27 protein-coding genes are annotated in these 26,389 nt (G+C 31.6%); 8 read left to right on the forward strand and 19 right to left on the reverse strand.

Features of this window, described 5'->3' with window-relative positions; translation table 11 throughout:
* Positions 1–52 precede the first annotated feature (52 nt).
* From sbcC to sosA, 8 genes are all read right to left on the reverse strand, one after another.
* Positions 53–3,082, reverse strand: coding sequence for an exonuclease subunit SbcC (gene sbcC / locus NSR03_RS05830; protein ID WP_069820824.1), 3,030 nt, complete (start codon positions 3,080–3,082; stop codon positions 53–55).
* Positions 3,083–4,213 carry an exonuclease subunit SbcD gene (sbcD, locus tag NSR03_RS05835; RefSeq protein WP_069801470.1) on the reverse strand — a complete coding sequence of 377 codons (1,131 nt, stop codon included), beginning with the start codon at positions 4,211–4,213 and terminating at the stop codon, positions 3,083–3,085.
* Between the two features lie 165 nt (positions 4,214–4,378).
* Positions 4,379–4,846 carry a CcdC family protein gene (locus NSR03_RS05840; protein WP_002507699.1) on the reverse strand — a complete coding sequence of 156 codons (468 nt, stop codon included), beginning with the start codon at positions 4,844–4,846 and terminating at the stop codon, positions 4,379–4,381.
* 398 nt (positions 4,847–5,244) lie between these two features.
* Entirely contained in the window at positions 5,245–5,427 is a 183-nt protein-coding gene (locus NSR03_RS05845) for a hypothetical protein (RefSeq protein ID WP_002507700.1), read from the reverse strand.
* Between the two features lie 256 nt (positions 5,428–5,683).
* Complete coding sequence (locus tag NSR03_RS05850; RefSeq protein WP_021338794.1) at positions 5,684–5,923, reverse strand: YneF family protein; 240 nt, start codon at positions 5,921–5,923, stop codon at positions 5,684–5,686.
* 210 nt (positions 5,924–6,133) lie between these two features.
* Positions 6,134–8,122: a transketolase gene (gene tkt, locus NSR03_RS05855; RefSeq protein WP_069801469.1), complete on the reverse strand. Its 1,989-nt coding sequence runs from the start codon at positions 8,120–8,122 to the stop codon at positions 6,134–6,136.
* Between the two features lie 77 nt (positions 8,123–8,199).
* Positions 8,200–8,448, reverse strand: a complete 249-nt coding sequence (locus NSR03_RS05860) for a DUF896 domain-containing protein (protein ID WP_002507767.1) — start codon at positions 8,446–8,448, stop codon at positions 8,200–8,202.
* A gap of 130 nt (positions 8,449–8,578) precedes the next feature.
* Positions 8,579–8,812: a DNA damage-induced cell division inhibitor SosA gene (sosA, locus tag NSR03_RS05865; protein ID WP_002507768.1), complete on the reverse strand. Its 234-nt coding sequence runs from the start codon at positions 8,810–8,812 to the stop codon at positions 8,579–8,581.
* A 141-nt stretch (positions 8,813–8,953) separates the two neighbouring features.
* On the opposite strand from sosA, the gene lexA reads away from it, so the two are divergent.
* Positions 8,954–9,577, forward strand: a complete 624-nt coding sequence (gene lexA, locus NSR03_RS05870) for a transcriptional repressor LexA (protein ID WP_002507769.1) — start codon at positions 8,954–8,956, stop codon at positions 9,575–9,577.
* A 200-nt stretch (positions 9,578–9,777) separates the two neighbouring features.
* Here the strand turns inward: lexA and NSR03_RS05875 are convergent, their stop codons facing one another.
* The 3 genes from NSR03_RS05875 to rpsN all read right to left on the reverse strand — a co-directional run bounded on the left by NSR03_RS05875 (position 9,778) and on the right by rpsN (position 12,249).
* The gene (locus NSR03_RS05875) at positions 9,778–10,800 is read right to left on the reverse strand and encodes a CAP domain-containing protein (RefSeq protein WP_002507770.1); all 1,023 of its coding nucleotides are present in this window, start codon (positions 10,798–10,800) and stop codon (positions 9,778–9,780) included.
* An 11-nt stretch (positions 10,801–10,811) separates the two neighbouring features.
* Positions 10,812–11,789, reverse strand: coding sequence for a GMP reductase (gene guaC, locus NSR03_RS05880; protein ID WP_069820823.1), 978 nt, complete (start codon positions 11,787–11,789; stop codon positions 10,812–10,814).
* A gap of 190 nt (positions 11,790–11,979) precedes the next feature.
* Positions 11,980–12,249, reverse strand: coding sequence for a 30S ribosomal protein S14 (gene rpsN, locus NSR03_RS05885; protein WP_021338790.1), 270 nt, complete (start codon positions 12,247–12,249; stop codon positions 11,980–11,982).
* A gap of 231 nt (positions 12,250–12,480) precedes the next feature.
* Here rpsN and rpmG point away from each other — a divergent pair, with 231 nt between their 5' ends.
* Complete coding sequence (rpmG, locus tag NSR03_RS05890) at positions 12,481–12,630, forward strand: 50S ribosomal protein L33 (RefSeq protein WP_002507773.1); 150 nt, start codon at positions 12,481–12,483, stop codon at positions 12,628–12,630.
* A gap of 440 nt (positions 12,631–13,070) precedes the next feature.
* Positions 13,071–13,319, forward strand: a complete 249-nt coding sequence (locus NSR03_RS05895) for a hypothetical protein (protein ID WP_002507774.1) — start codon at positions 13,071–13,073, stop codon at positions 13,317–13,319.
* Positions 13,320–13,418: 99 nt separating this feature from the next.
* On the opposite strand, the gene NSR03_RS05900 is transcribed toward NSR03_RS05895, so the two are convergent.
* Positions 13,419–14,906, reverse strand: coding sequence for a catalase (locus NSR03_RS05900; protein ID WP_021338789.1), 1,488 nt, complete (start codon positions 14,904–14,906; stop codon positions 13,419–13,421).
* Between the two features lie 223 nt (positions 14,907–15,129).
* Between NSR03_RS05900 and NSR03_RS05905 the strand changes: the two genes are divergently transcribed.
* Positions 15,130–16,575 carry an amino acid permease gene (locus NSR03_RS05905; RefSeq protein ID WP_021338788.1) on the forward strand — a complete coding sequence of 482 codons (1,446 nt, stop codon included), beginning with the start codon at positions 15,130–15,132 and terminating at the stop codon, positions 16,573–16,575.
* Between the two features lie 182 nt (positions 16,576–16,757).
* Positions 16,758–17,072 (forward strand): hypothetical protein, encoded by a 315-nt coding sequence (locus NSR03_RS05910; protein ID WP_002507777.1) that lies wholly within the window; start codon positions 16,758–16,760, stop codon positions 17,070–17,072.
* A gap of 124 nt (positions 17,073–17,196) precedes the next feature.
* On the opposite strand, the gene NSR03_RS05915 is transcribed toward NSR03_RS05910, so the two are convergent.
* The 4 genes from NSR03_RS05915 to NSR03_RS05930 are packed head-to-tail and all read right to left on the reverse strand — an operon-like array spanning position 17,197 to position 21,317.
* On the reverse strand, positions 17,197–18,003 hold the full coding sequence (locus tag NSR03_RS05915) for a Cof-type HAD-IIB family hydrolase (protein WP_021338787.1): 807 nt from the start codon (positions 18,001–18,003) through the stop codon (positions 17,197–17,199).
* A gap of 44 nt (positions 18,004–18,047) precedes the next feature.
* Positions 18,048–18,968 (reverse strand): homoserine kinase, encoded by a 921-nt coding sequence (thrB, locus tag NSR03_RS05920; protein ID WP_021338786.1) that lies wholly within the window; start codon positions 18,966–18,968, stop codon positions 18,048–18,050.
* 1 nt (position 18,969) lies between these two features.
* Positions 18,970–20,031: a threonine synthase gene (thrC, locus tag NSR03_RS05925; RefSeq protein WP_002507780.1), complete on the reverse strand. Its 1,062-nt coding sequence runs from the start codon at positions 20,029–20,031 to the stop codon at positions 18,970–18,972.
* 5 nt (positions 20,032–20,036) lie between these two features.
* On the reverse strand, positions 20,037–21,317 hold the full coding sequence (locus NSR03_RS05930) for a homoserine dehydrogenase (protein WP_002512325.1): 1,281 nt from the start codon (positions 21,315–21,317) through the stop codon (positions 20,037–20,039).
* Positions 21,318–21,507: 190 nt separating this feature from the next.
* Here NSR03_RS05930 and NSR03_RS05935 point away from each other — a divergent pair, with 190 nt between their 5' ends.
* A complete protein-coding gene (locus NSR03_RS05935) occupies positions 21,508–22,875 on the forward strand; it encodes an aspartate kinase (RefSeq protein ID WP_021338784.1) in 1,368 nt (455 codons plus the stop codon).
* Positions 22,876–22,964: 89 nt separating this feature from the next.
* On the opposite strand, the gene NSR03_RS05940 is transcribed toward NSR03_RS05935, so the two are convergent.
* Both NSR03_RS05940 and NSR03_RS05945 read right to left on the reverse strand, forming a co-directional pair.
* Positions 22,965–23,558 carry a hypothetical protein gene (locus NSR03_RS05940; RefSeq protein ID WP_069820822.1) on the reverse strand — a complete coding sequence of 198 codons (594 nt, stop codon included), beginning with the start codon at positions 23,556–23,558 and terminating at the stop codon, positions 22,965–22,967.
* A gap of 111 nt (positions 23,559–23,669) precedes the next feature.
* Entirely contained in the window at positions 23,670–24,125 is a 456-nt protein-coding gene (locus NSR03_RS05945) for a hypothetical protein (RefSeq protein WP_069802283.1), read from the reverse strand.
* A 255-nt stretch (positions 24,126–24,380) separates the two neighbouring features.
* On the opposite strand from NSR03_RS05945, the gene NSR03_RS05950 reads away from it, so the two are divergent.
* Positions 24,381–25,244: a hypothetical protein gene (locus NSR03_RS05950; RefSeq protein WP_021338781.1), complete on the forward strand. Its 864-nt coding sequence runs from the start codon at positions 24,381–24,383 to the stop codon at positions 25,242–25,244.
* 171 nt (positions 25,245–25,415) lie between these two features.
* On the opposite strand, the gene nucI is transcribed toward NSR03_RS05950, so the two are convergent.
* On the reverse strand, positions 25,416–25,946 hold the full coding sequence (gene nucI, locus NSR03_RS05955) for a thermonuclease NucI (protein ID WP_046465290.1): 531 nt from the start codon (positions 25,944–25,946) through the stop codon (positions 25,416–25,418).
* A gap of 210 nt (positions 25,947–26,156) precedes the next feature.
* On the opposite strand from nucI, the gene NSR03_RS05960 reads away from it, so the two are divergent.
* Positions 26,157–26,348, forward strand: coding sequence for a hypothetical protein (locus tag NSR03_RS05960; protein ID WP_069820821.1), 192 nt, complete (start codon positions 26,157–26,159; stop codon positions 26,346–26,348).
* The last annotated feature ends 41 nt before the right edge of the window (positions 26,349–26,389 follow it).

Consider the following 26,389-nt stretch of genomic DNA (forward strand, 5'->3'; position numbering starts at 1 on the left):
GATATAAACAAACCAACCAATTGTTATATAATCAATCGGTTGGTTTGTTTAATTATTGTCTTTTAAATTGTGTTGTACTTTGATATTGCTCTGTACTAACTTCAAGTATTAACGGTATTCTTTGCTTAAGTTCACTTACGTGAGAAATAATACCTACCATTCTCCCTGTAGATTTCAAACTCAGTAATGTATCTAACGCTGTTTCTAATGTTTCTTGATCTAATGTTCCGAAACCTTCATCTACAAACATTGAATCTAAAGCAATTCCTCCAGATTCTTGTTGAACTACTTCACTAAGTCCTAATGCTAAGGCTAATGATGCTTGGAAAGTTTCTCCACCAGATAATGATGAAATATGTCGAGATTGATTCGAATGCGAATCAAAGACGTCTATTTCAAGTCCACTGTAACCCTGTGATATTTGTTCTCTTCTTGTTAATTGATAGCGTTGCCCTGTCATCAATGCTAAACGTTGATTGGCTTGAGCAAGAATTCGTTCCAAGTAGTAAATTAATACATAGTTTTCTAAAGTTAACTTTTGATCATTTTTACCTGACAAGATTTCCGCTAATTGAAACACTTCTTGCTGTGCTTTCAATTCCTTTTCTAATTTTTCTATAATTGTATTAATTTCATTGATTTTCTTCTGATTAAAATCAATCTTATATTCATGTTGGCTTAATTCCGTAGCTATCTCGTCTAATACTTGTTGCTTTTGTTGATGAATTTCTTTTAAATGTTGGCTATCTTGGAGTTTTTTATTTTTAGTTTCCTCACTGAGTTGCGAAATAACTAATTCCAAAGATTGTTTCTCTTTATTGTAAGTATTAATCTCCGCTTCAATTTTATCTTTATCTGCTATTTTAACTATCGTTGCTTTCACCTGCTCAAATTTTGTGAAGCCAATTCTACCCATTTCCTCATCTATCTTCAGATTCATATTTTCCAATTCATTTTTTAATTCTTTTAGGCTTGATTCTAAATATGCTTTACTATTTTCTTCAATAGACAGTTGTTGGTTACTATTTAGAATATTTTGTTCTAATTTATAACAAACATCGTCATATTCTTTTATCTTTTCTAAATTACTTTCATACACTTTCACAAACTTAGCAACATTATCAAATTCGGTGTTATATTCGAAGTCATTTATAGCAATGTCATTTTCTCTTAAAGTATGTTGCTTATTTTTCATATCTAATTCAAGCGTATGATAACTTTGTTCGTTTTTTTGTAATTGCTCTTTTAATTGATTAATCTCTTCATTTTCTTTTTCTAAGTTCTCTTTTTCAACATATTTATGATCAATACGCTTTTCAAGTTCATGATAATTCGTATTATTAAGCTCTTCTTGAGAAAATTTTTCTATTTGTTCATTCAAATAGTTCAATTCACTTTCACATTTTATCTTTTTCTCTTTTATATTTTTATGTTGTTCTTCTATTGCAGTTAACGCTTGATGTCTTTCCGTAAGTTCATCAAAGTCTAAATGTTGCTCAATTGAATGTACTTCATTTCCACAAACTGGACATATATCACCTGAATTTAATGCTGATTGAACTTTTGCAATAATATCCTTTTTATTGTTTAAATCTATATTTGTTTTGTCTATTTTAGAATATTTGTCATCTAATTGTTGAAGCTGCAAGTGAAATTTTTCTATATCTCTTAACTTCTGTTTTTTTCTGTTTTGTAAGCTTTCAAATTCAATTTTTTTGAGTTCATTCTGTTTTAACTCTTTGATTTCATTATTTAAATTGAAAATTTGTGAATTAAGCAATTCGACTTTTTTATAATCACTCTTACGATGGTTTAACTTCTTAGCGAGATCATCCAGTAGTTGCTTTTGTGTTTTAACCTTTTCTTCAAGTGTTTCGTAAGCTTTATTTATTGTTTCACGTTGATGATATGCCTCTCGATATTTACTTGCTTTATCATAAAACAACTTACATTTTTCTACATACTTTCTAAAACCTTCTAATATATTCGAAGTCTGTAAATGTTTTTCGAGTTGTTTTTTATTTTCATGTTCCTTATCTTTGAGCGTATTAATCGAGTTTTGTTTTTCTTCTATATCTTTTATTGATTTTTCTTTTTTTAAAGATAGCGTTTCTTTAGACTCTAGCAAATTGGCTAACGGTCTTACTTCATAAATTTCATTTAATAGTTTTATTTTCTTCTTGATTTCGTCATCGTTTAAAAGTAACTGTTCATATTGCTGTTGTTTCTCTTCAAGCTGAGTTAATGCTTCTTCAAGTTTTAAATTATGATTTAAATTATTTTCTGCCGAAGTCACTTCAGCTTTATATTTACTCTTTTTTTCTTTTATTTCCTGTTGTATTTTTCGTGCTTTTTCTTTAAATTCAGGTAATACTTCCATAATTCGATTTGTTTGTCTAGCATTGATTGTTTTATATTCAGTTAATATTTCATCATCAAATGTTTCAATGTCATGCCAATTATTTTCTAATATATTGAATTTCTTTTCAATTTGTTCTCTAACTTCTTTTACATCGTTACTCAAGTGTTTCTGTATTTCTTCAAAACGCTGACTATTAAAAAGTGTTCTTAAAATTTCTTGCTTCTCTGAGCTTTTAGATAGTAAAAATCGCTTAAATTCGCCTTGAGGTAATATGAAAAGTTGTCTGAATTGCTCAGCGTTTACGCCTAATAAATCTCTGATAAATTGATTACCCGTATTTATTTTACTCTCTCTGAGATTATACTCATCGTCTTCGTATTGGTATATGGCTAACTGGCCTAGTGTTTTATTTTTATTACCTTCTTTAATAAATGCGCCTTGTCTCACAATTTTAAAAATATGATCTCTTAGCTTAAATTCAAATTCTACAGTCATAGGAGTCTTGCTATCTGCAAAATGACTCCTTAAATCACTCTCTTTTCTATCTTTAGTAGACGCTTCACCAAAAAGCGCATACACAATTGCGTCAAAAACCATTGTCTTACCTGATCCAGTTTTACCACTGATTAAAAAAAGTTGATTATCTTTTACGTTATTAAAATCTATCACTTCTTTTAAGAAAGGTCCGAAATTATTTAAATTTAATGTTAAAGGTCTCATTTATTCAGACCCTCCTTCTAGTAAATCATTTAACACCTTAGCTACAGTTTTACTTTGAGTTTGTGTTAGTTCTTCATCAGTAATATTTTTATAGAATTTATCAATTATCGTTTCATCATCTAATTTTTGAATTTCATAGTTATCTTGATGAATATGTGCGCTAAAATCAAAAGTCTGGTTTGTAAGTGCTAATGTATTAGGATAAATTTGTTTTAAATGTACCATTGGATCACTGACATGAGACATATGCTTTAATTTGAAATGTAAATAATTATCTTTACCCTTTACCTTTAATTTTTCTTGTATCGCATCTTCGTAATCGCCTTCTATAACTTCTAATTGTCTTAAAGGCGCAATCGGTATGAACTTCTCTTTGATTGTATCTTCCTTAATTTCAATGATTCTATATCCTTTAGGTTGATTCACTTCAGAAAAAGAATACTGAAGTATTGACCCACTATAGCTTATAAAATCAGAATCTATGCTAAACGGATGGTGTAGATGACCCAGCATAACTCTATCAAACTGTTGAAACGAGTCAGCTTCAACAGATTCGACTGTTCCTATAGATAAAGGTCTCTCTGATTCTGAACGCACACCACCTTGTACAGTTAAGTGACCGATAAGAATATTGGTATTATTCTTATTTATATTATTACTCATATATTCAATAGATTTACTTAAAGCTTGTTGATAAGTTTCTATCGTATTATCTTTTAAAAAGTGTTGAGTTTCATTAATTGTTGCAAACGGTAGCGTATAAAAATCTACATTTCCAATTGAAATAGGTATATTTATGTCTTCAAGTTTTGTACGTATATATAAATTTGACTTTTCAAACCACTTGGAACCATAGTTCAATCGTTCTTTACTATCATGATTACCGCTTATCATAATAATCGGAATGCCCATCTCTAGATTCAAAGTATCAATTGTACTTTCTAATAATTGGATGGCATCTTTATTCGGATAACTCGTATCATATAAATCACCCGCAATTACTATGACATCCGGTTGTTCATTGTCCATCGCTTCTATAAAACGATTTAAAACATATGCTTGGTCTTCTAATAATGATTTACCATTTAAAATTCTGCCTAAATGCCAATCGGCTGTATGTATTACTTTCATTTTTACACCTCTAATAGAACGTTTGTTCGTATTTATATAATATAATATTTTTACCACTAAGACAAGTATAAACATAATGGTATTAAACTGTTTTTCCTTTTCTTCAACTACTGCTAATAAAACAATTGAGGCTGAGACATGTATGTATGCCCCAGCCTCCCCAAACTATTGAATTAATGTGCTTTTAAGCTTCTTATATTTATATAACATTGCTAAGCGCCAAGGAACAATCATTGAAAAACCAAGTAAGAAAAACATGCCACCAATTTCTCCTGGATCTATTTTATTGCTAATAAATATTTTAAGTAATGTACGTATTAACAGTAGTGAAATAAGAATGATAGGAAAAGCTTTAGAGCGCTTCATATATATTTCACTGCCCTGAGTTTCAAATTTAGATGTCCATATTAAAATTGTAGAAAACGCTATACCTAAAATAATACATTCTACAATTTCAAGACCAGTTAATCTAAAATATGGAACAACATACATTAAAGCACCTGTTGCCATAAAAAATGGCGGTAATATAATTTTCTTTTCATTAACTGGAAAATTTTGCGCTTTCATTCGCACAAAGATAGCACCTAGTCCCATTATAAAAGCGAAAATTATAGAAATTACTAAATATAACACACTTACACCTTCTTTAAATTTCTATAAGATGATATTTACTTTCGATAGTATATCACTTAACAAAATATTAATCAGTATTTTTAATTCGTTTTCACCTATTTTATCGTTTCTAACATTACATAGTATATATTAGCATTTTTAAATTAAGTAAATAACAACTATCAATATCTTTTCCTTCTATAAATAATAAATTTCTTATACTAACATATATGCGAAGAATATAAATTTATACTATTGTTCCTTTTTTATTCTTGGGAAAAGTGAAGTGCTATGACTAAAGCTTTGTGAAACTAAAAAATCTAAAACATACACCATAAAAAATGCCAACAAAGTAGTTAAGACTTTGTCGACAATGTGAATGAACCTTGGTAAAGGTTTATTCTATCATTTTTGCTCTATTACACATGCGAATTAACACATGCTGATAATGCATCATTTAGTGTATATCTAAGATAATTCATATCATGAGTTTGCATTGCATTATGATATTTCTTAAAAGCTTCATCGTTCGGAAAGTTAATGTGCATATTAGCTAGACGATCTAATACTTCTCTGTCTTCCATGTCATAAGCATCCTTCACTTATCGATACCTCCCTTATATATATACAATTATAACAAAAATCATATCACAATCAAATATTTTCTGAATATTTGAAATATAATACTTACATTTTACTCATTGAATACTCTAGAGTTTGCGACTTAAAACCTTTTATAATACTATCCTTCACTTTGAAAAGTATTTAATATGTCTAAGGATTTAATACATTAACCTTATTGCTAAAAAATAAAGGTTCAAACCAATTCACTTATTGGCTCGAACCTTTTATAGAACATTATTTTGTTTTTTTCATTTGATCTTGTTGATTTTTGTTCATCATCGTCATCATTTGATTTATTTTCTTTTGAGATGGTTTTTGACCCATTTGCATCATCATCATACGTAGCATCTCTTCGTTAATTGGTGGGTTCTTTTTAAGATAATCCATCATATATTTTCTTGCAAGGAAAAATCCACCGACTAGTCCTAGAATTAGTGCTAACACGATTAATAAAATTGCTAACCAAGTTGCCATTGTTTCACCCACTTTCCTATCCTAATGAATTTTACTAAAATTGGTGCTCCTTTTCAAGAGCAACTCAATTAATATATTTTTTCAACCTTATGTATTATATCAATTACAAAATCAATTTGTAAATATAAGCTATGCTTTATATCTAATAATAAAAATTGGTATGAGAACTTTCGCTCTCATACCAACAATTTAAATAATTAATTGTATTAATTAGAATGTTTGTATTTGATTCAATACGTTTTCTTTAGTGAAACCATATTTTTCAATTACTAAATCACCAGGCGCACTTGCACCAAATCCATCAATTGCGATGACTTTGCCTTGCGTGCCGACATATTTATGCCAACCAAGTGGTGAAGCCATTTCAATAGCTACACGTTTTGTAATTGATGATGGTAGTACTGATTCTTTATACTCAGCAGATTGTTGATCGAATGCATTCCAGTTAGGCATTGATACAACACGAACGCCTTTACCTTGTGCTTCTAAATCTTTTGCTGCATCTACAGCAAGATTAACTTCTGATCCAGTTGCTAATAATAAGAATTCTGCTTCTTTATCAGATTCAAATACTACATAAGCACCTTTACGTACGCCCTCTTCAACTGTCTCTTTTGGTAAGTCCATTGTTGTAAGGTTTTGACGTGTTAATACTAATGATGTCGGTGTACTTTCTGATTCTAGTGCTACTTCCCAAGCTACACGTGTTTCGTTACCATCTGCAGGACGAATCACATTCATATTAGGAATCGCACGTAAACCAGCTAATTGTTCGATTGGTTCATGTGTTGGACCATCTTCACCAACAGCAATTGAATCATGCGTAAAGATGAATGTTGAATTTAAGCCCATGATTGATGATAAACGAAGAGCTGGTTTTAAATAGTCACTGAATACAAAGAATGTTGCACCGTATGGATGTAATCCTCCATGTGCAGCCATACCATTTACTGCAGCTCCCATTGCGAATTCACGCACACCAAACCAAATGTTTTTGCCTTCTGGTGTATCTTTGTCAAAATCAGCTGCATCCTTCACATTTGATTTGTTAGAACCAGCTAAGTCAGCTGACCCACCAAAGAATGAAGGTACTGTTTTACTTAATACTTGGATTACTTCACCTGAATCAGCACGAGAAGCACCGCTATGACCAGCTTCAAAGTGTGGCAATTCATCTTTATAATTTACTGGTAATTTACCACTAATAGCTAGTTTGAATTCCTCAGCTAAATCTGAGTACTTACTGCTATATTCTTCAACAAGTTTATTCCATGCTTCTTCTTTTTCGTTAGCACGTTTTAGCATACTTTGTTGGAAAATTTCATATACTTCTTCAGGCACATTGAAACGTTTTTCAGGGTCTAGACCATAATTTTCGAAAGCTAATTTTCTTTCGTCTTCACCTAATGGTGCACCGTGCACGCCATGAGAAGCTTGTTTGTTTGGTGCACCATAACCAATAATTGTTTTAACTTCGATTATTGTAGGTACATCATTAGACTTCGCTTCTTCAATTGCTTTATCAATTGCTTCGATATCATTACCGTCTTCAACTAAAATATGTTTCCAACCGTATGCTTCGAAACGACCTTTTACATCTTCAGAGAATGCTTTATCTAAATCACCATCTAAAGAAATATCATTAGAATCATATAAAACAATAAGCTTATCTAATTGACTATGACCTGCTAATGAAGCAGCTTCATGTGAAATACCTTCCATTAAGTCACCATCAGAAGCAAGTACATAAGTATAATGATCTACAACTTGTGCATCATCTTTATTAAACTTGCCAGCTAAGTGTTTTTCTGCCATTGCCATACCAACTGACATAGCGAAACCTTGTCCAAGTGGACCTGTTGTTACTTCAATGCCATCCGTATGTCTAAATTCAGGATGACCAGGCGTTTTAGAATCCCATTGTCTAAATTGTTTAAGTTCTTCTAATTCTAAACTACCTGAAACATGTAATAAACTGTATAATAACGCAGAACCATGTCCCGCAGATAATACAAAGCGATCTCTATCAAAGAAATCTTTTGATTGGGGGTTAAAGTTTAAATGACGCGTCCATAAAGTATAGGCCATAGGAGCAGCGCCCATTGGTAATCCAGGGTGACCTGAGTTTGCTTTTTCAATAGCGTCGATACTTAACGCTCTAATCGTATCTATCGCTAATTGATCTTTTTCTATATTCATCTAATATGACTTCCTTTCTTCTAGCAAGATTCAATATCATTATACATTACTTTTCTTCTATTTAACAAAAAATTGATTTAGTTTTTATCTTCTTTATCTTTAGAATCTAATATTTTTTTCACTTTCTTAGGTGTAACATCATTTCCTTCTGAATCAATAACTCTCGTACTTTCAATTTGTTGTTTGAACTTGCCTCTAAATTCATCTAAATAAGCTTTGCGCAACTTAGATTGTTCTTTAGCTTCAGTTTGAGTTAGTCCTTGTTCCTTTTTCTTCTTTGCTAATTCATTAATACGTTCTAAATCTACGCCACCCTTGTTAGCCATAGTAAACCTCCGTAATTTATAATCTAGAAAAAATATAACAAAAAAGTGAGCGAAACTAAATCGTTTCGCTCACTTTATCCCTATTTACTATTAACATGCTTGCTTTCCCAAATCACTTCTATTTAGATCGTTATTTAACTGCTGCTATAACCGGTTGGTGTTCGTGTTCGCTATTACCTTCAGTTTTCACGTTATATTGTTCGCTTTGTACCGGTTCACTCGTTAATTGATGATCGGTCATTTCGTACGTCTGTTCTGATTCTGCGTTGTTATGCGCACTTATAATAAATAATGCGCTTAATAACATCGTAACAAATAACACTGTTATATATGCTTTTATTTGGTGTTTATATATTTTTATCATTAATAGTCACTCCTAGAACGTTTGTTTGTATTTATACCTTACCAGAACACGTGTTCCGAGTCAACAAGAAACGAACAAACGTTTGTAATATATATATATGCATGCTATAATAAAAACAAATTAATCTAGGGAGTGCCTACTATGAGAGAGTTAACAAAGCGACAAAGTGAAATTTTCGAATATATAAAACAAACAGTTCATTCAAAAGGATATCCGCCAAGTGTAAGAGAGATTGGTGAAGCCGTTGGATTAGCATCAAGTTCTACAGTTCACGGTCATTTATCAAGGTTAGAAGAAAAGGGTTATATAAAAAGGGATCCTACTAAACCTCGGGCAATTGAAATTGTATCAGAACAATTAGGTGATACTTTAAATATGGAAGAAACTATCCACGTTCCTGTAATCGGTAAAGTAACAGCTGGCATACCTATTACTGCTGTAGAGAACGTTGAGGAGTATTTCCCATTACCCGAACACTTCACTTCAACTCATAATAGTGATATTTTCATTCTCAATGTAGTTGGTGACAGTATGGTTGAAGCAGGTATCTTAGATGGCGATAAAGTAATCGTTAGAAGCCAGACAATCGCTGAAAATGGTGATATTATCGTTGCTATGACTGAAGATAATGAAGCTACTGTTAAACGATTCTATAAAGAAAAGACACGTTATCGCTTGCAACCTGAGAATAGTACAATGGACCCTATCTATTTAGAACATGTAACTGTATTAGGTAAAGTTGTAGGACTATTTAGAGAAATGTAATTATAAATTTAACCCTTTAAAAACACTCTCACAAAAATAAGAGGTTGAGCTATGAGCTCAACCTCTTATTTTTTGTCTTTTTTATCTAAGACTTCTTTTACTTTTTCAAGTATATCTTCTGTTTTATCTTTTTTATTTGTTGTCATAACTTATTCATCCTCACAAATAGTAAGATACCCTCTTATAACAATCAATAAACACTATCCACTGTAATTTTCAGTCCAATAAGGTTGTCTTTCCTCATTAAAGTCCACACCTACACCTAATGTTTTGAATTCTTTTTTTAGTATGTTCTTTCTATGTCCTAATGAATTCATTAAACCTTGGTGTGCATAAATGCTACTTGTTTGACCATAAGCTAGATTTTCACCTGCTGCATTAAAATCATGACCGTCTGCTTCTAATCTGTCGAACGGTGATTCGCCTGATAAATTATCATGATTAAAATAGTCATGCTCTGCCATATCTATACTATGTTTTCTCGCAGTATCAGAAATACTAGCCGAATAATTTAACGATGCTAAATCACGTTGGACTCTCTCAGCGTTTACTAAATCAAAGTTTTGTAATTCAAAACTTTGTGCCAATCCTTCTGATGGTGCAGCATATTGTTGTTGTAAGCGGTTTTCCATTTTTTCGCTAACTTGTAGAAGTGCAGTTAAGTTATTGTTTTCATGTTTGTCATAAAAAGCTGTTGTATAAATTTGATCATCATGAAAATTGTCAAATTCATCATCTTGCACATCAAATTTTACATGACCTTTTTCTTTTTCAGTAATAGGTTCACCTAATCTATCTCTAACGACTTCTTTCGGTGTTCCATATTTAATTTTTGATTTTGATGAAATTACATTCTGATTACTATAAAGTGCGTTTACTTTATCATCAATGTAACTCACCATCACAAATGATCTATAATCACCAGAATAGTAAGTATGCCAATTTGTGCCATACTCATTAGAAGTCACACGTTGTGCGTCTCCTAACTTTTTGTCAACTTCATCCTTAGTCATATTCATTTGAATATTATTTACAGCAAATTCTTGTTCACTTGGCACTTTTAGCGCATCATCAGATGTAGATTGTTCTGATGTCCAACCGTCCACTTTTGATTTAAACTGTTGTTGTAATGATGTCAGAGGTGTAGTTTCTTGGATTGGAACGACTAATACTATTATTAAAAAAACAACTATATATAATAAAATTTTTCTGATTTTATACACCCACTATAAAACTAATCTCTATCACCATTAAAAATAGAGTTTCTAACGATTACATAATCCACTTTTCTTAATGATTTCAAATCTTTGCCACCTGAATACGAAATTGAACTTTGTAAATCTTGTTGCATTTCTATTAGAGTATTAAGTAAAGAACCTTTGTGTTCAACAAACATTTTTTTACCTTCAACATTTTTGTGTTCGCCTTTTTGGAATTCAGAAGCACTACCAAAATATTCTTTATACATTTTACCATCTAATTCAACACTTTCGCCAGGAGATTCTTCATGAGCTGCAAATAATGAGCCCACCATTACCATTGATGCCCCAAAGCGAATTGATTTAGCGATATCTCCATGCGTTCTGATACCACCATCAGCAATGATTGGTTTGCGTGCTGCTTTACTACAATGGTTGAGTGCCGATAACTGCCAGCCGCCAGTACCAAAACCAGTTTTAATTTTAGTAATACAAACTCGACCAGGCCCTATACCTACTTTCGTTGCATCCGCGCCTGCATTTTCAAGTTCACGAACGCCTTCAGGTGTACCCACATTACCAGCAATTACAAATGTCTCTGGAATATGTGCTTTTATATGTTTAATCATATTAATGACTGAATCTGAATGACCATGTGCAATATCAATTGTAATATAGTCAGGGATTATATTTTCTGCTGCCAATTTTTCAACAAAACCGAATTCACGTTCTTTTACTCCTACAGAAATAGAAGCGAACCAACCTTTATCTTGCATCTTTTTAGTAAAAGGAATACGAGCTTCTTCATCAAATCTATGCATAATATAAAAATAATTATTTTCCGCAAACCATTCTGCTAATTCTTCATTCATAACTGTTTGCATATTTGCTGGTACTACAGGCAACTTAAAGTTTCTTGAACCAAATTTGACAGTTGTATCACATTCAGAGCGACTATCAACAATACATTTATTTGGTATCAATTGGATATCTTCATAATCAAAAATTTTCATAATTTAACAAACCCCTAACATTTTTAATAAAACAATAATACAATCGTAAGATTTTCATGGTGATTTCAAATATTGTACAAGGAAAATACATATATTTACAGCAAATTCCGAACAATAACTTTTTGATTTATCTTAACCAATTGATAATATACATTGTTTTACTACAAATGTAAACGAACTTGGGTCGTATTTACCAACTTGATTTTTTAACCCCTGGAATTTGTCCTTTATGCGCATATTCACGAAAAGCAATTCTAGACATTCCAAATTTTCTATAAACACCTCTGGGTCTTCCAGTAACCTTACAACGACGTGTCAATCTTGTCGGTGATGCATCTCTCGGTAATTTTCTTAAAGCTTCATAATCTCCTTTAGCTTTTAATTCTTGACGTAATTCATAATACTGAGCGACTAAGCGTTCTCTTTTTTGTTCTTTTGCTATTTTTGATTTTTTTGCCATAATGTATCTCTCCTTTTAAATCGTAATCATTTCGTTTTAAATTATAACACATCCTTTTCATTAATCAAACAGAAAGTTCCATATTCAAATTTTTATTGCAATTTTTTGAATGACATCATTTGTTTCTTCATTATTAGATATTTATATTTATAGAAAAGTAATTGAAATTGCATAATTTATATGGTAGAATTTTAAAGCGTAATCATTCCTGTTAAGAAAGAGGTGTTAACTTTGCGCGTAAATATTACATTGGCTTGTACTGAGTCTGGCGAGCGTAACTATATTACTACTAAAAATAAACGTAATAATCCTGAGCGTATAGAACTTAAAAAGTTCTGCCCAAGATTAAATAAATATACGTTACATCGTGAAACAAAATAATATGATGTTAGACCTTATCTTTTGAATACGACATATTTAAAAGTAATACTGAACTTAAATTATTTGTTAAGTTCCAGAGATAAAGGTGTTTCCATAATGGAGACATCTAAGAACTTAGATAAACCAATTGCTATAAAAGCATTTGGTTTATTTTTTTAAGTATTTTTATTGAAAGTATCTTTTTGTCTATTCTATTATTTAAGGCTTTTCATAATAAAGAGGCCTTCATTTTAATTTAAAACTTTAAATTTCATTAGATTATCACAAGTAAATAAGCCCTTTTGCTACGTATTTTATAATTTTCAAATCTTATTTTTCATTAATAAGTGTTAATTAACATTTTACAACTTAATTGTCACTTTTAAATTTTTGCACAGTCTTCTAATCAACCGTGAAACATCTTATAATAGTATAACCATCTATTATTGGAGGAGAATTTTATGGAAAATCGCCACATGTCAGACGAGCAGAAAAGTCATATCATTAATTCAATAACGACAAAAACGAAAAACAAAAGTATTTGTAATTGTGAACATCCTAAAATCGAAATTTTAAATGGTCATTATTTCGCACCTCTATTAACAGCTTCATTAGGAAATGATGCAACTCCATTAATTGCACTGATGTGCAATAATTGTGGTAAACTTCATTTTTATTCACAAAACTTTTTAGGTATTAAAACGAGATAACATAAAAAGGTAGCTTCCATTATATTGGAAGCTACCTTTAATTATAAATTCTGCTTTAAAGTTTTAAAAATCTTAAAAGTTAATACCCATCATATTAACTTAGTCTGCTGCTTCTATGTCTACATCATTGATATCAATGCCTAATGCATTTGCCACACCTTTACCATATTCACTGTCAGCTTTGTAACAATGACGGATATGACGATGTTGAACTTCTAATGTAGTACCTTGCATTTCGTTTGCAGTATTTACAAATATACGCTCTTGTTGCTCTTTAGATTGTAATCTAAATAAGCGACCTGGTTGTTCGAAGTAATTGTCATCATCTTGTCTATAATCATATTCATATGCTTCGCCTTCAATTGGTAATCCAGGTTTTTTAAATTGTGGTTGATCCTCAAAAGAACCATCACTATTTGGATAATAGTGTGTGCCACCGCCTTGATTATTATCTAAAATTCTCATTTGACCATCTCTACTGAATGGACAAATATTTTCAACACCTACACCTTTAGGTTGGTTTACTGGAATTTGCCAATGGTTAGCACCTAAACGATATCTTTGTGTATCACCATATGAGAATAAACGACCTTGTAACATTTTATCCGGTGAAAAATCTAATCCTGGAACAATGTTTGTTGGCGCAAATGCAGCTTGTTCAACATCTTGGAAGTAATTATCAGGGTTACGGTTAAGTTCCCATTCACCAACTTCAATTAGTGGGTAATCACCTTTATACCAGACTTTAGTTAAATCAAACGGATTATCTTTATGATTTCTTGCTTGTTCTTCAGTCATCACTTGAATATATAATTTCCATTTTGGATAATCTTTATTTTCAATTGCTTCGAATAAATCACGTTGTGATGATTCTCTATCGTTAGCAATAACACTTGCTGCTTCCTCAGGTTGTAAGTTTTCAATGCCTTGTTGAGTTCTGTGATGGAATTTCACCCATACACGTTCACCCTTGTCATTGTACATTGAATAAGTATGAGAACCAAAACCGTGCATATTTCTAAAACCTTTTGGAATCCCTCGATCTGACATCAAAATTGTTACTTGATGCAATGCTTCAGGTAACGAAGTCCAAAAATCCCAATTGTTTTGTGAACTACGCATATTCGTTCTTGGATCACGTTTTACTGCGTGATTAAGACTCGCAAATAATTTAGGATCTCTAAAGAAGAATACTGGTGTGTTATTACCTACTAAATCCCAGTTACCTTCATCCGTATAAAATTTCAAAGCAAATCCACGGATATCACGTTCAGCGTCTGCTGCCCCACGTTCCCCAGCTACTGTAGAAAAACGTGCAAACATTTCTGTTTGTTTTCCAACTTCTGAAAAAATACTTGCAGAAGTATACTTTGTAATATCATTTGTAACTGTGAACGTACCAAATGCGCCAGAACCTTTCGCATGCATACGTCGTTCAGGAATAACTTCTCTATCAAAATGAGCCATTTGCTCTAAAAAGTACCAATCTTGCATTAATAATGGCCCTCTAGGTCCTGCCGTCATACTATTTTCTCTGTCCGAGACTGGCGCACCAAAAAGACTTGTCAATTTTTTATCATTACTCATAAAAATTCCCCCTCGATTTTCTAAATAATAATAATTATTATCTAGCACTTATTTTAATGTAATATAACTTTAAAAGCAACAAAGTCTCATTGAAATATGTGAAAGTTTTCTAAATATTTAAATATTTTATGAATTTTAAGTCACAAAAGGCATTGCTTGTATCACTTAAAAGCATTAAAATGGATTGTATATATAAAATTCAATAGATTATAGGAGATTTTTTATGGCACAAAATAATATGAATCGTGGTCTTAACTCTCGACATATTTCAATGATAGCAATTGGTGGCGCCATCGGTACCGGGTTATTTGTAGCAACTGGGAATGTTATATCTCAAGCTGGTCCAGGCGGCGCAATATTGGCTTACTTGATTATTGGCGTAATGCTATATTTCTTAATGTCGTCTATCGGTGAATTAGCCACGTTTTATCCTGTTTCGGGATCATTCAGTTCATACTCTACCCGTTTCGTGGATAGTTCATTAGGCTTTACGATGGGTTGGTTATATTGGGCAATATGGTTACTCGTAACGAGTGTTGATATTATTATATCTGCAAGCGTACTTTATTATTGGGATGTCTTTCAATTCTTTTCACCAATGACGTGGAGTATTATCTTTTTATGCTTACTCTTTTTACTGAACATTTTTTCAGTTAAAGCTTTTGGTGAAACAGAATTTTGGTTATCTCTAATCAAAGTAATAACAATTGTTGTATTCATCGTAATTGGGGTATTAACTATTGTTGGTATCTTAGGCGGTAAAACATATGGCTTAAGCAATTTCACAAGCGGAGAAGCACCGTTTGTGGGTGGATTTTCAGGCTTTTTAGGCGTATTACTGGTCGCAGGTTTCTCTGTTGGTGGTACTGAAGTTGTTGCTGTAACAGCTGGAGAATCATCGAATCCACATCGATCAATGCCTAAAGCAATTAAACAAGTATTTTGGAGAATTTTATTATTCTATGTATTATCAATAGCTGTCATATCAGCAATTATTCCTTATACTGATCCAATGTTATTGAACCAAAGTGAATCAGTAGCACAAAGTCCATTTACAATTGTATTTGACCGTGTAGGTATTGCATTTGCAGCATCTGTAATTAATGCTGTAATTTTAACTGCATTATTATCTGCAGCGAATTCTGGTATCTATACAACGAGTCGTATGCTATTCTCAATGGCTGAAGATAAGCAGGCACCAAGATTCTTAGGTAAATTAAATAAAACTACAAAATTACCGATGGCTGCACTTTTCACTACTTTTATCATTGTATTAGCAATAATTATTATCGCTCAATTTAAATCAGACATTATTTTCACATTACTTAATATCATTGGTTCTTTAGTCATTGTAATTTGGGGATCCAGTATTTTAGCACAAATAAGATTACGGTCAGCAATTAAAAAACAAAATAAAAATCCTGATGATGTACTTCCTTATAAAGCACCATTTTATCCATTAGGACCAATCATTGTAATTCTTTCCTTACTATTCTTATTTGTCGGGAATTCATTTGGCGCTGTTATGGCTGGTGATTTTGGAGCATTATTCCGAAATATTTTCCCTATGATTATTTTAGCAATTATTTACTTTGCACATAAGTATTTCAAAAAAACTAAAATTGTTAAACTAGAAGAATTGGATTTAAAGAGCCACGATTATAGTTAACATTTCAGCATTGATACACAGAAGCAATTATTTGTTTCTTGGATCAATGCTTTTTCTTTTATAATAAATAGCGTTTATTTAATTCAATACGATTTCAAATCTATAAAGCATTGATATTTTCAGTTGAAGGGAAATATAGTATAATAGGTTATAATAATAAACGTAACTTAGAGGTGGAAACTATGATTGGACAAACGAATTTATTTGACGATATTTTAGAAACTGAGGAACGCTTCGTTATTGTTGTGCAATCACTTGAAGATAGACATAACCGCTTAATAAAACGCACATTAAGGGAGTATAGTAGTTTAGACCATTCACAAATGGAAAGTCTTTTTAACCATCTTAAAGATTTATTTCTCGAGGAAGATTTCGAAGAAAATCAATCTGCATTTTCTATTACAGTCTACACAAATTTAGATTATGCAGCCGATCAAGTATACGCACATGTTAAACGACATCGTGGTAAAAATGAATGGACACATACAGCAAAATAAATACGAAAACATACTTAATGCTCTATTCATAAAACAAATCACCAATTCAACGGCTTAATATGCCGATGAATTGGTGATTTTTAAATACCACGAATATAAACTGGACTTAAATCCAAGCCTATTTCTATTTTATTATTTTTTGTAAAGTGTGTGGAATACCATTATCAATATTACTTAAAGTAATTTCATCAGCTACAGCTTTCACAGCATCATTTGCATTGTCCATGGCTACTGCATAGCCTACAACTTCAAGCATTGATATATCGTTAGAACTATCACCAAATGCGATAACTTGCGCTATATCTATATCCAATTTCTCACATAGAGCAATAATTGCATTTCCTTTAGAGACGTCTTTAGTCATGAATTCTAAAAAATAAGGTTTGCTCGTTGTAACATCAACAGCATCATTGAAACTACCATCTAATTCAGTGTTAATAGCTGAAACCTTAGAAACATAATCAACACCCATAATCTTAGGCACATCTGTTTGAATATACGCCTTCATATCATCTACATGTTTCATTGGTAAACCAGTAAGTTCTGATTCAATGTTCATATATTCGTGTTCACCTTCATAAATGATGTGACCATCTTGATAAGTTAATACAAACAACTCATGTTTTCTACAAAAATCTACAATTAAATCAAAATTTTCTTTTGTTATTGCACGGCTCACTTCAACCGCTTCATCACGAACATTGATTGTTTGACCACCATTATAACTAATCACATAACTATTATGTTGATCTAACTCTAATAATTTCGCAGTGGGTAGCATACCTTCAGTTGGACGACCTGAAGCTAAAATAACTTTATACCCTTGTTTTTGTATCTCAATTAAATAAGATTCTGTTTCAGGGCTGACTTTATTTTCAGCATTCATCAAAGTATCGTCCATATCCATTACTATAACTTTATATTTACTCATGTTGCCTATCTCCTTTCAACATCTTCAATCTATACTACACCAAATTAAAGATGTTGGTACAATACTTTAGATTCTACACCAGATTCGTTGATTGTAACAAGTTCAGATCGGCAATTTTCAAATTCATGCTTCAATTCCCTTACTAGCTCCCCACTTCGTTCAGGTGCGATTAAATTTAATACCGTAGGCCCTGCACCACTTATTACTGTCGCATAAGCTTGGTATTGTTTAGCAATCGCTTTAATCGATTGGAATTCAGGTATTAAATGCTGTCTATATGGTTCATGGAAGCCATCTTGCTCCATCATCTTGCCAGCGAGTTCATAATTGTGCTGTATGAGTGCACTAATCATCGTATTACTTATTGCACTGTTTTGAACCGCCTTTTTGTGTGAAAAAGTATCAGGTAATGCATTTCTTGAGTCAGTTGTCTTCAATTCATACGACGGAATTGTGATAATGATATCTACCTTAGGTGTATCAATATAAGACACATCTGTAACTTTTGTATCTGGATTATAATATCCGAGTACTAAACCACCATATATCGTCGGTGCTACGTTATCAGGATGTCCTTCAAATTCTGTAGCAAGTTGCAGCAATTCATACTTAGACAGCTCTATGTCACCAAAATAATTAGCAATATAAAGCGCACCAACCAAAGCAGACGCTGAAGAGCCTAATCCTCTCGCCAATGGAATTTCACTTCTCATTTCTATCTCTAGGTTGGGTAACATAACGTTATATTTACGCGCAACCTTTTGAGCAACTTGATAAATATAGTGACTGTTATCAGTTGGTAATCCTTCAACATTGGGCCCAATATGGTTAAATGTCCAAACATTACTTTCACTTACTTTCACATCTAAATATAAAAATTTATTTAAAGCCATTCCTATAGAATCAAAACCGACACCTAAATTTGCAGTAGATGCCGGAATTTTTAAATATAACCTATCGCTCATGCTATAGTGCTCCTTTGATGTAGTCTAGAATACTCTTTCTATCATTTGGTAAAGGTTTAATAGGGTTATCTAATAAAGAAATTGCAGTATCAGGATCTTTTAAGCCATTACCTGTTAATACGGCCACTACTTTTTTATCTTTTGGTAATTTTCCAGAACGGTGTAGTTTAATTAATCCCGCGATTGAAGCATTACTTGCAGGTTCACTAAAGACGCCTTCTTTTCGTGCCATAAGTTGATATGCTTCTAAGATTTCTTCATCAGTCACACTGTCGACTAATCCATTAGATTCATTCAATGCATTTGTCGCTTTATCCCAACTTGCAGGGTTTCCTATTCTAATTGCTGTTGCAACTGTATCAGGATCCTTTACTACTTTATTTTGTACAATTGGTGAAGCACCTTCAGCTTGAAATCCATACATGTTAGGTAATTGCGTATCATGTTTGTCGTGATATTCTTTAAAACCTTTCCAATAAGCTGAAATATTTCCAGCATTACCTACTGGTATAGATAGAATATCAGGTGCAACACCGTCTAATTGTTGAATTACTTCAAAGGCACCTGTTTTTTGACCTTCAATACGGTATGGATTCACTGAATTTACAAGTGCAATTTCACCGTTTTCAGCAACTTCCTGAACAATCTCTAAAGCTTCATCGAAATTGCCTTCTATTGAAACAATTTCAGCACCATACATAACTGCTTGAGATAATTTGCCTAAAGCAATTTTCCCTTCAGGTATTACTACGATTGCTTTTAAACCAGCACGTGCAGCGTATGCTGCAGCTGATGCTGATGTATTACCTGTAGAGGCACAAATCACTATCTTTTTGCCTTCTTCTTTTGCTTTAGCCATAGCCATAACCATGCCTCTATCTTTAAACGAACCTGTTGGGTTTGCACCTTCATACTTCACATGTAATTCAATACCAAGCATCTCTGACATGTTCTCACAGTATATTAATGGAGTATGACCTTCGTTTAATGTTAACTGTGGTGTCTCTTCATTTACTGGTAAATATGTTTTAAATTCTTCAACTAATCCTTGCCATCTTTTCATAAATATTAAACCCCTTCTACTGGATAAATTTTCTTAACAATATAACCTGACTCTGTAATAGAGGTCTCTGGTGCTTCATCAATACCCACAATGACTATACCTACAGTATGTGCATCGCGCTCTGATACTGATAATGATTTATGGAAAGGTAATTTACTTTTAATTTGAGTTTCAACTTTGTTTATTTCTTCACCATCTGTTTGGACTACTAAGTAATAACTTTCTTTATCTTTAAGAGAAATTGTATCATCGTCATCCATCATTTCTTTTGTTTCTGCAGTTTTCAATTCAAAGTGTGGTGGTAATGTATGCAAATTCGTTTCGAAATTTAATGTGACATTTAATAAGTCACTTACTACAGCACTACCTGTAGCTAAACTACCCGCACCTTTACCATAGAACATCGTTTCACCGACAGCATCACCAATAACATAAATTGCATTGAATTCATCTTCAACTGAAGCTAATTGATGTGCTTTATTAATTAGTGTTGGCGCAACAGAAGCTTGTACTTGGCTATTTTCATATGTACCTTTACCAATTAATTTGATTTTATAGCCTAATTCATCGGCTACTTTAATATCTGAAAGTTCCACGTCACTAATACCATGTCTATCTACATCAGCTAAATTGATAACTTGATTAAATGATAAATAAGACGTAATTACTACTTTTCTTGCTGCATCGATACCTTCCACATCATCAGTAGGGTCTGCTTCTGCAAAACCTAATCTTTGTGCTTCATCTAAAGCATCTTTAAATGATGTTTCTTCTTGAGTCATTTTACTTAAAATAAAGTTTGATGTTCCATTTAAAATACCCATGAATTTACTGATATTATTTGCATTCAAACCGTTATTTATCGCATTGACGATTGGTATACCGCCTGCAACACTAGCTTCATATTTTAAAGCTACATCATTTTTTTGCGCTAATTCTTCTAATACATTCAAGTGAACTGCCAATAAATCCTTATTTGCTGTAATAACATGTTTTTTCTCGCTTAAAGCACTTTTCAACCAATCTACTGTTGGTTCAATACCACCCATGACTTCTACGACGATATCAATTGAATCATCCTTTAATATTTCATCAATATCTTCCGTCAAATGATACTTCGAAACATTTATAGGTCTTGAACGACTCTTGTCGCGTACCAAGATATGTCTAATATTAATATCTTTGTTCATTGTTTCTTTAATTTGTTCTCTATTCTCTTCAATAATTTTTACTACACCTGAACCTACAGTACCTAAACCGAGCAGGGCTACATTTAATTCCTTCATAAATTCATTCCTCCGATTGTTCTTCTAAAAAATACAATTGTACAGTTGAAAAATACTTGAATATGGTATAGTATAAATTCATTCATTATTTTTGTAAAGCTTGAAAATCTAAATCGTATATCTATCCTATCACTCTCGTGATAAAAACTAAACAAAATTTTCTGATTTTTTAGAAAGGTTGTATGTCACTATGAAAGTTTCAAAATTTGGAGGAAGTTCTGTTTCCAACGCAGAACAAATTAAAAAAGTATTAAATATTATCAATTCGGATGAAGATAGAAAGATCACTATTGTTTCTGCACCAGGTAAACGACATAAAGAAGATGTGAAAACAACTGACTTATTAATTCGTCTATACGAAAAAGTAATCGATCATTTAGACTATATTTCTAAAAAAGAAGAAATCATTCAGCGTTATGCCGATATTATTCATGAATTACATATGAGTGATACATTACTATCTACGATTGATCAAACTCTAGAGTCTTACATTGCTACATTAAAAGACAAACCTTCTCGTTTGTTAGATGCATTATTATCTTGTGGAGAAAATTTTAATGCTCAATTGATCGCTGAGTATAATAACAGCCAAGGTATTCCTACCCGTTATATTTCGCCCGGAGATGCTGGCATAACTGTTACAGATTTACCTCAAAATGCCCAAATCTTAGATCAATCTTATGAAGCGTTATATAAATTAAGAGAATATGATGAAAAATTAATCATCCCAGGTTTCTTTGGTCTTTCAAGACAAAATTACATCGTTACATTTCCTCGTGGCGGATCTGATATTACTGGAGCAATTGTCGCTAGAGGCGTTAGAGCAGATATATATGAAAACTTCACAGATGTATCTGGTATTTTTAGAGCCAATCCTTCTATTGTAAAAGATCCTGAAGTGATTGATGAAATTACTTATAGAGAAATGCGTGAACTTTCATACGCCGGCTTTGGTGTGTTCCATGATGAAGCATTGCAGCCATTGCATAAAGATAGAATTCCTGTCGTTATTAAAAATACGAATAGACCCAATGATATAGGGACATATATTCGTCATGATAGAGAAATCAACTCTAATAATGTTATCAGTGGTATTAGTTGTGACAAAGATTTCACAGTACTGAACATCAAAAAATATTTAATGAATAGACAAGTAGGTTTTACACGTAAAATATTAGGTGTACTTGAAGATTATGAGATTTCATTCGATCATATGCCTTCAGGTATAGACAGTATCAGTATCATTATGCGTTCAAAAGAAATTCAACATCGAGAAGAACAAGTCTTGAACGATATTCGCGAACGTTGTGATGTTGATGAGTTGAGTGTAGAGCACGATTTAGCTGTACTCATGATTGTAGGAGAAGGCATGCATAGAATTATCGGCACAGCCAATACAATAACGCATGCGCTTGCTGAGGCTAATATAAATTTAAAAATGATGAACCAAGGTGCTTCGGAAATATCAATCATGTTCGGTATAGATGTATCAGATGCAGAAAAAGCGGTTAAATCAACATATGAATACTGCTATAATGGTCAATGTTTAAAGATATAACATGTTTTATTCATAAATATTAGATAATAAAAATCCTTCAAATCAAATGGTTCTTAAATTAAAAGACTGACATTCTAATTTGAAGGATTTTATATTGCTTTCTTTTCTGAAATTAATGCTTGGTTAATACGTTCATCTCCTACAACTAAGCGTAAAATAACAAATTGATAATAACTTAATGAATCAATAACGCTCCTGTAATTAGGAATTTGATGATAATCGATAGGATCTAACAATTCATACATCAAGACAATCTCTGGTTTAACATAATCTACATCCCATTTGATTGAATGGAAATAAATATGTTTCTCAGGCATCCTGATATTATGATTCCATCTAAACATCCAATCTTCATCTTTTACATCATAAACAATAATCGTCATGATGATTTCTTCATTATCAAAGATATTGGCATGTGTCACTTTAGGAAAATCAATTTTCGTGAAATCTGACGTTGAGGATGTGCCATCATAAAGCACAGATTTAAATGTTTTTGGTATATATTTTAAAACTTCCCCTAAAAATTTCCTTTCAACACTGATATCTACTTTTCCATTTAAATTAAATTCATCATGCAAAAATAATTGTTTAGCAACTTCACCATTATATTTAAATAAACTAGCTACATTTTCGTTTAACGTCTCTACAATTTGTTTAATATTTTTATTTTTAGTATCTGGCAAATGAGCACCTCCTATTCAAAGTAAGCGTTTCCAATAATGTTCATTATATAATTTGTAGAAGCGTTTTTCAATGTATAAAACATGAAAATGTGAAATAAAACACATTTAATTTTAAAAGTCTCCTATATGTATAAAATCATGTGCTAATCTGGTATTTAGAAATTCAGGTCTATTTATAACCCAAAACTGATCAGCACTTTGTTTTAGTGCAATTTGAATTTCAGCTACTTCAGGTATAGTCTGATACAATGAATTATCTGCCATATAAGGCATTGCAGCAAAATACCGACTAATACGATATTTTGAAAATGTTTGAGCAACATCTGTGCCTACTATAATATGATATTCACTACTTACCACGCCATTTGATAATATAATGTTAAAGTTTGTATATTTAGCTACATATTTAATAATATCCGTAGAATAACTAATCACTGAGATTTTAATTCCATTATAAAATAATTGATCAATTATTTTATAAGCAGCAGGATGATTATCAAATGCAATAATTTCATTTTCATTGATTTTCTCAGTAATTTGTTCGAGATAACTTTTAATTGCACTCAAATTGTCGTCCTCCATCTACACTATTTATATTGCGCATAATTTATTATATCTATTTATGGTCATAAATAAAACTATAAATCATTGTTCAAACGTTCGTTTTGTTAACTTTTATTATAGAATTAATCGTAACAATCATTATTAATAATTATTTTATTGTATTTTTTATAACAATTTAATAAATACAATTTGTACTACTTTAAAGAAAGGCGTAAAATAAACCTTGTTAAAAATTAATTTAAGATTAGGATGGTACACATGTTTTTAATTTCTATTTTACTCATAATAATTGTTCTATTAATTATTATTGTATTTATAAATCATCACCTTATGAAACATAAGCTTGATACTGAAATATATTCTAAGAATCAATTAGTTAATAAAATCAGTATGGTTACGAGTGAAAACACACATTTAAAAAATCAGATGTTAGATATTGACGCAAATAACGATACATATCATCATGGATTAAGAAAAGCCAAACAAGTTTTAAATGAAATTTTATCACAATACAAAACAGATGCTCAGATTAAGTTTTATGACATCATTGCTACGAGTAATCTTGCGGTAAAACATCCGTTATTTGAATATGCAAGAACATTCGATTATATCATCATAACTGATAAAGGGCTCTTCAACATTAATGTTAAAAATTGGAAACAAAAAACGTTCTACCATTTTAATGCTGACTCTAACTTAGAAACTTTATCTAATAATGACGACACAGTAAATCAAACTGTCGGTCGCTACATTGCGAATCAATACCATTCACAATTTCAAACAAAGCGAAAAACAAATTATACATTTATAGAACGTATCAAAAATAATTCAGTAATTTTTGAATTTTATAATTATGATCCATATGAACAATCTTCGCAAAATGCCAAAGTATTAGAAGATAAAATAAATGAACATCTCAAACGTCAAATCAAGAGTATAGGCCTTGTTTATTTTACAGATGGTAGTGTGAATATCATAGATGGACCAGCAATTAGAGGAAATTACGCAGAAACCGTCTCTTCAAAATCATCTTTAAAAGAAGTCATTGGTGAAACACTAGCATCTTCTAACGAATCATTAACTGAAGAACAATATAATAAATTAGTAAATCATATGCATTAATCGAATTACAACAAATGTCATTTCAAAATCGATATTACTAGAAAGAATAGTAGCAAAAATAAAAGGTAGCTTCCTAAAATGGGAAGCTACCTTTTATTTTGTGCACAAAGTCACATGATTTCTTTTAGCATTTATGTGCATACCTTGTACAAAAATGTTCAGTTAATTACTTTAACTCCAAATATTCTCATTGTTATTTTTTGCTTGTTGTTCAGCTTTTTCAAATATATCTCTGTATTTACCATTAGGTGCATAGTATTTTTCTTTAGCCAAACCTTTTTTTATTAACTCTTCATTAAACATTGTATCCTTATCTAACCATAAATAAGCTAATGTTCTTCCATATTGATCTTCTTGCTCTTCATCATATTCCAAAAAAACGTCTTTGTTCGTTAATTGTGCTTTAGAATAATCTGAAGCTTCTTTACCATATGGTTGAACTGGTGTATCAGGTTTAACTGTTTCTGGTGTATCCACTCCGATAAGTCTAACCTTCAGTTCTTTATTATTGTCATTTTTGGCAACCAAAGTATCACCATCAACAACACGTTCAATGTGCACTTCTTCAGTTTCTTTAGGTCCAGATTCTGATTTTGATCCATTATTTTGAAAAGGCCCTGTTTCATTTATAAATTGAAACGCAAGTACACCTAACACAATCATACTAACAACTAATATTGTCATTTTTTTAGTCGATTTCACAGTTGCACCTACTTCTTTTGAATTGTCCAAATTATCATATAGAAAATCAATTAAGTCGTCAAGTTAGCGTAGTCCACAATATTTTATACTTTAATTCAAATGACAAAATTCTGTTATAATATCCAACGTAAATATAATGACGAATAATAATATTTTATTTCATATCACTGATAAACTCGTGCTATAATACATTAGATAGGAGTGAACAAATTGAGTATATTTAAAGAGAATATGATTACAATCATCGCAGTGATTATTGCAGTGATTGTGGGGCTCATATTACAAAATCAATTTCAATTACCATTAATGGTATCAGCAGTCGTAGCGGTTTTTTTAGGTATCCTTATTGGGTTCATTGTTTTTGTTATCCAAACAATCGTAACGAAATATAAAAAGAAATAATCTTTACTGCCGCATATCAAAATGCAGGCAGTTTTTTTATG

It is taken from the genome of Staphylococcus sp. FSL W8-1207 (assembly GCF_038003745.1).
GTDB lineage: Bacteria > Bacillota > Bacilli > Staphylococcales > Staphylococcaceae > Staphylococcus > Staphylococcus equorum.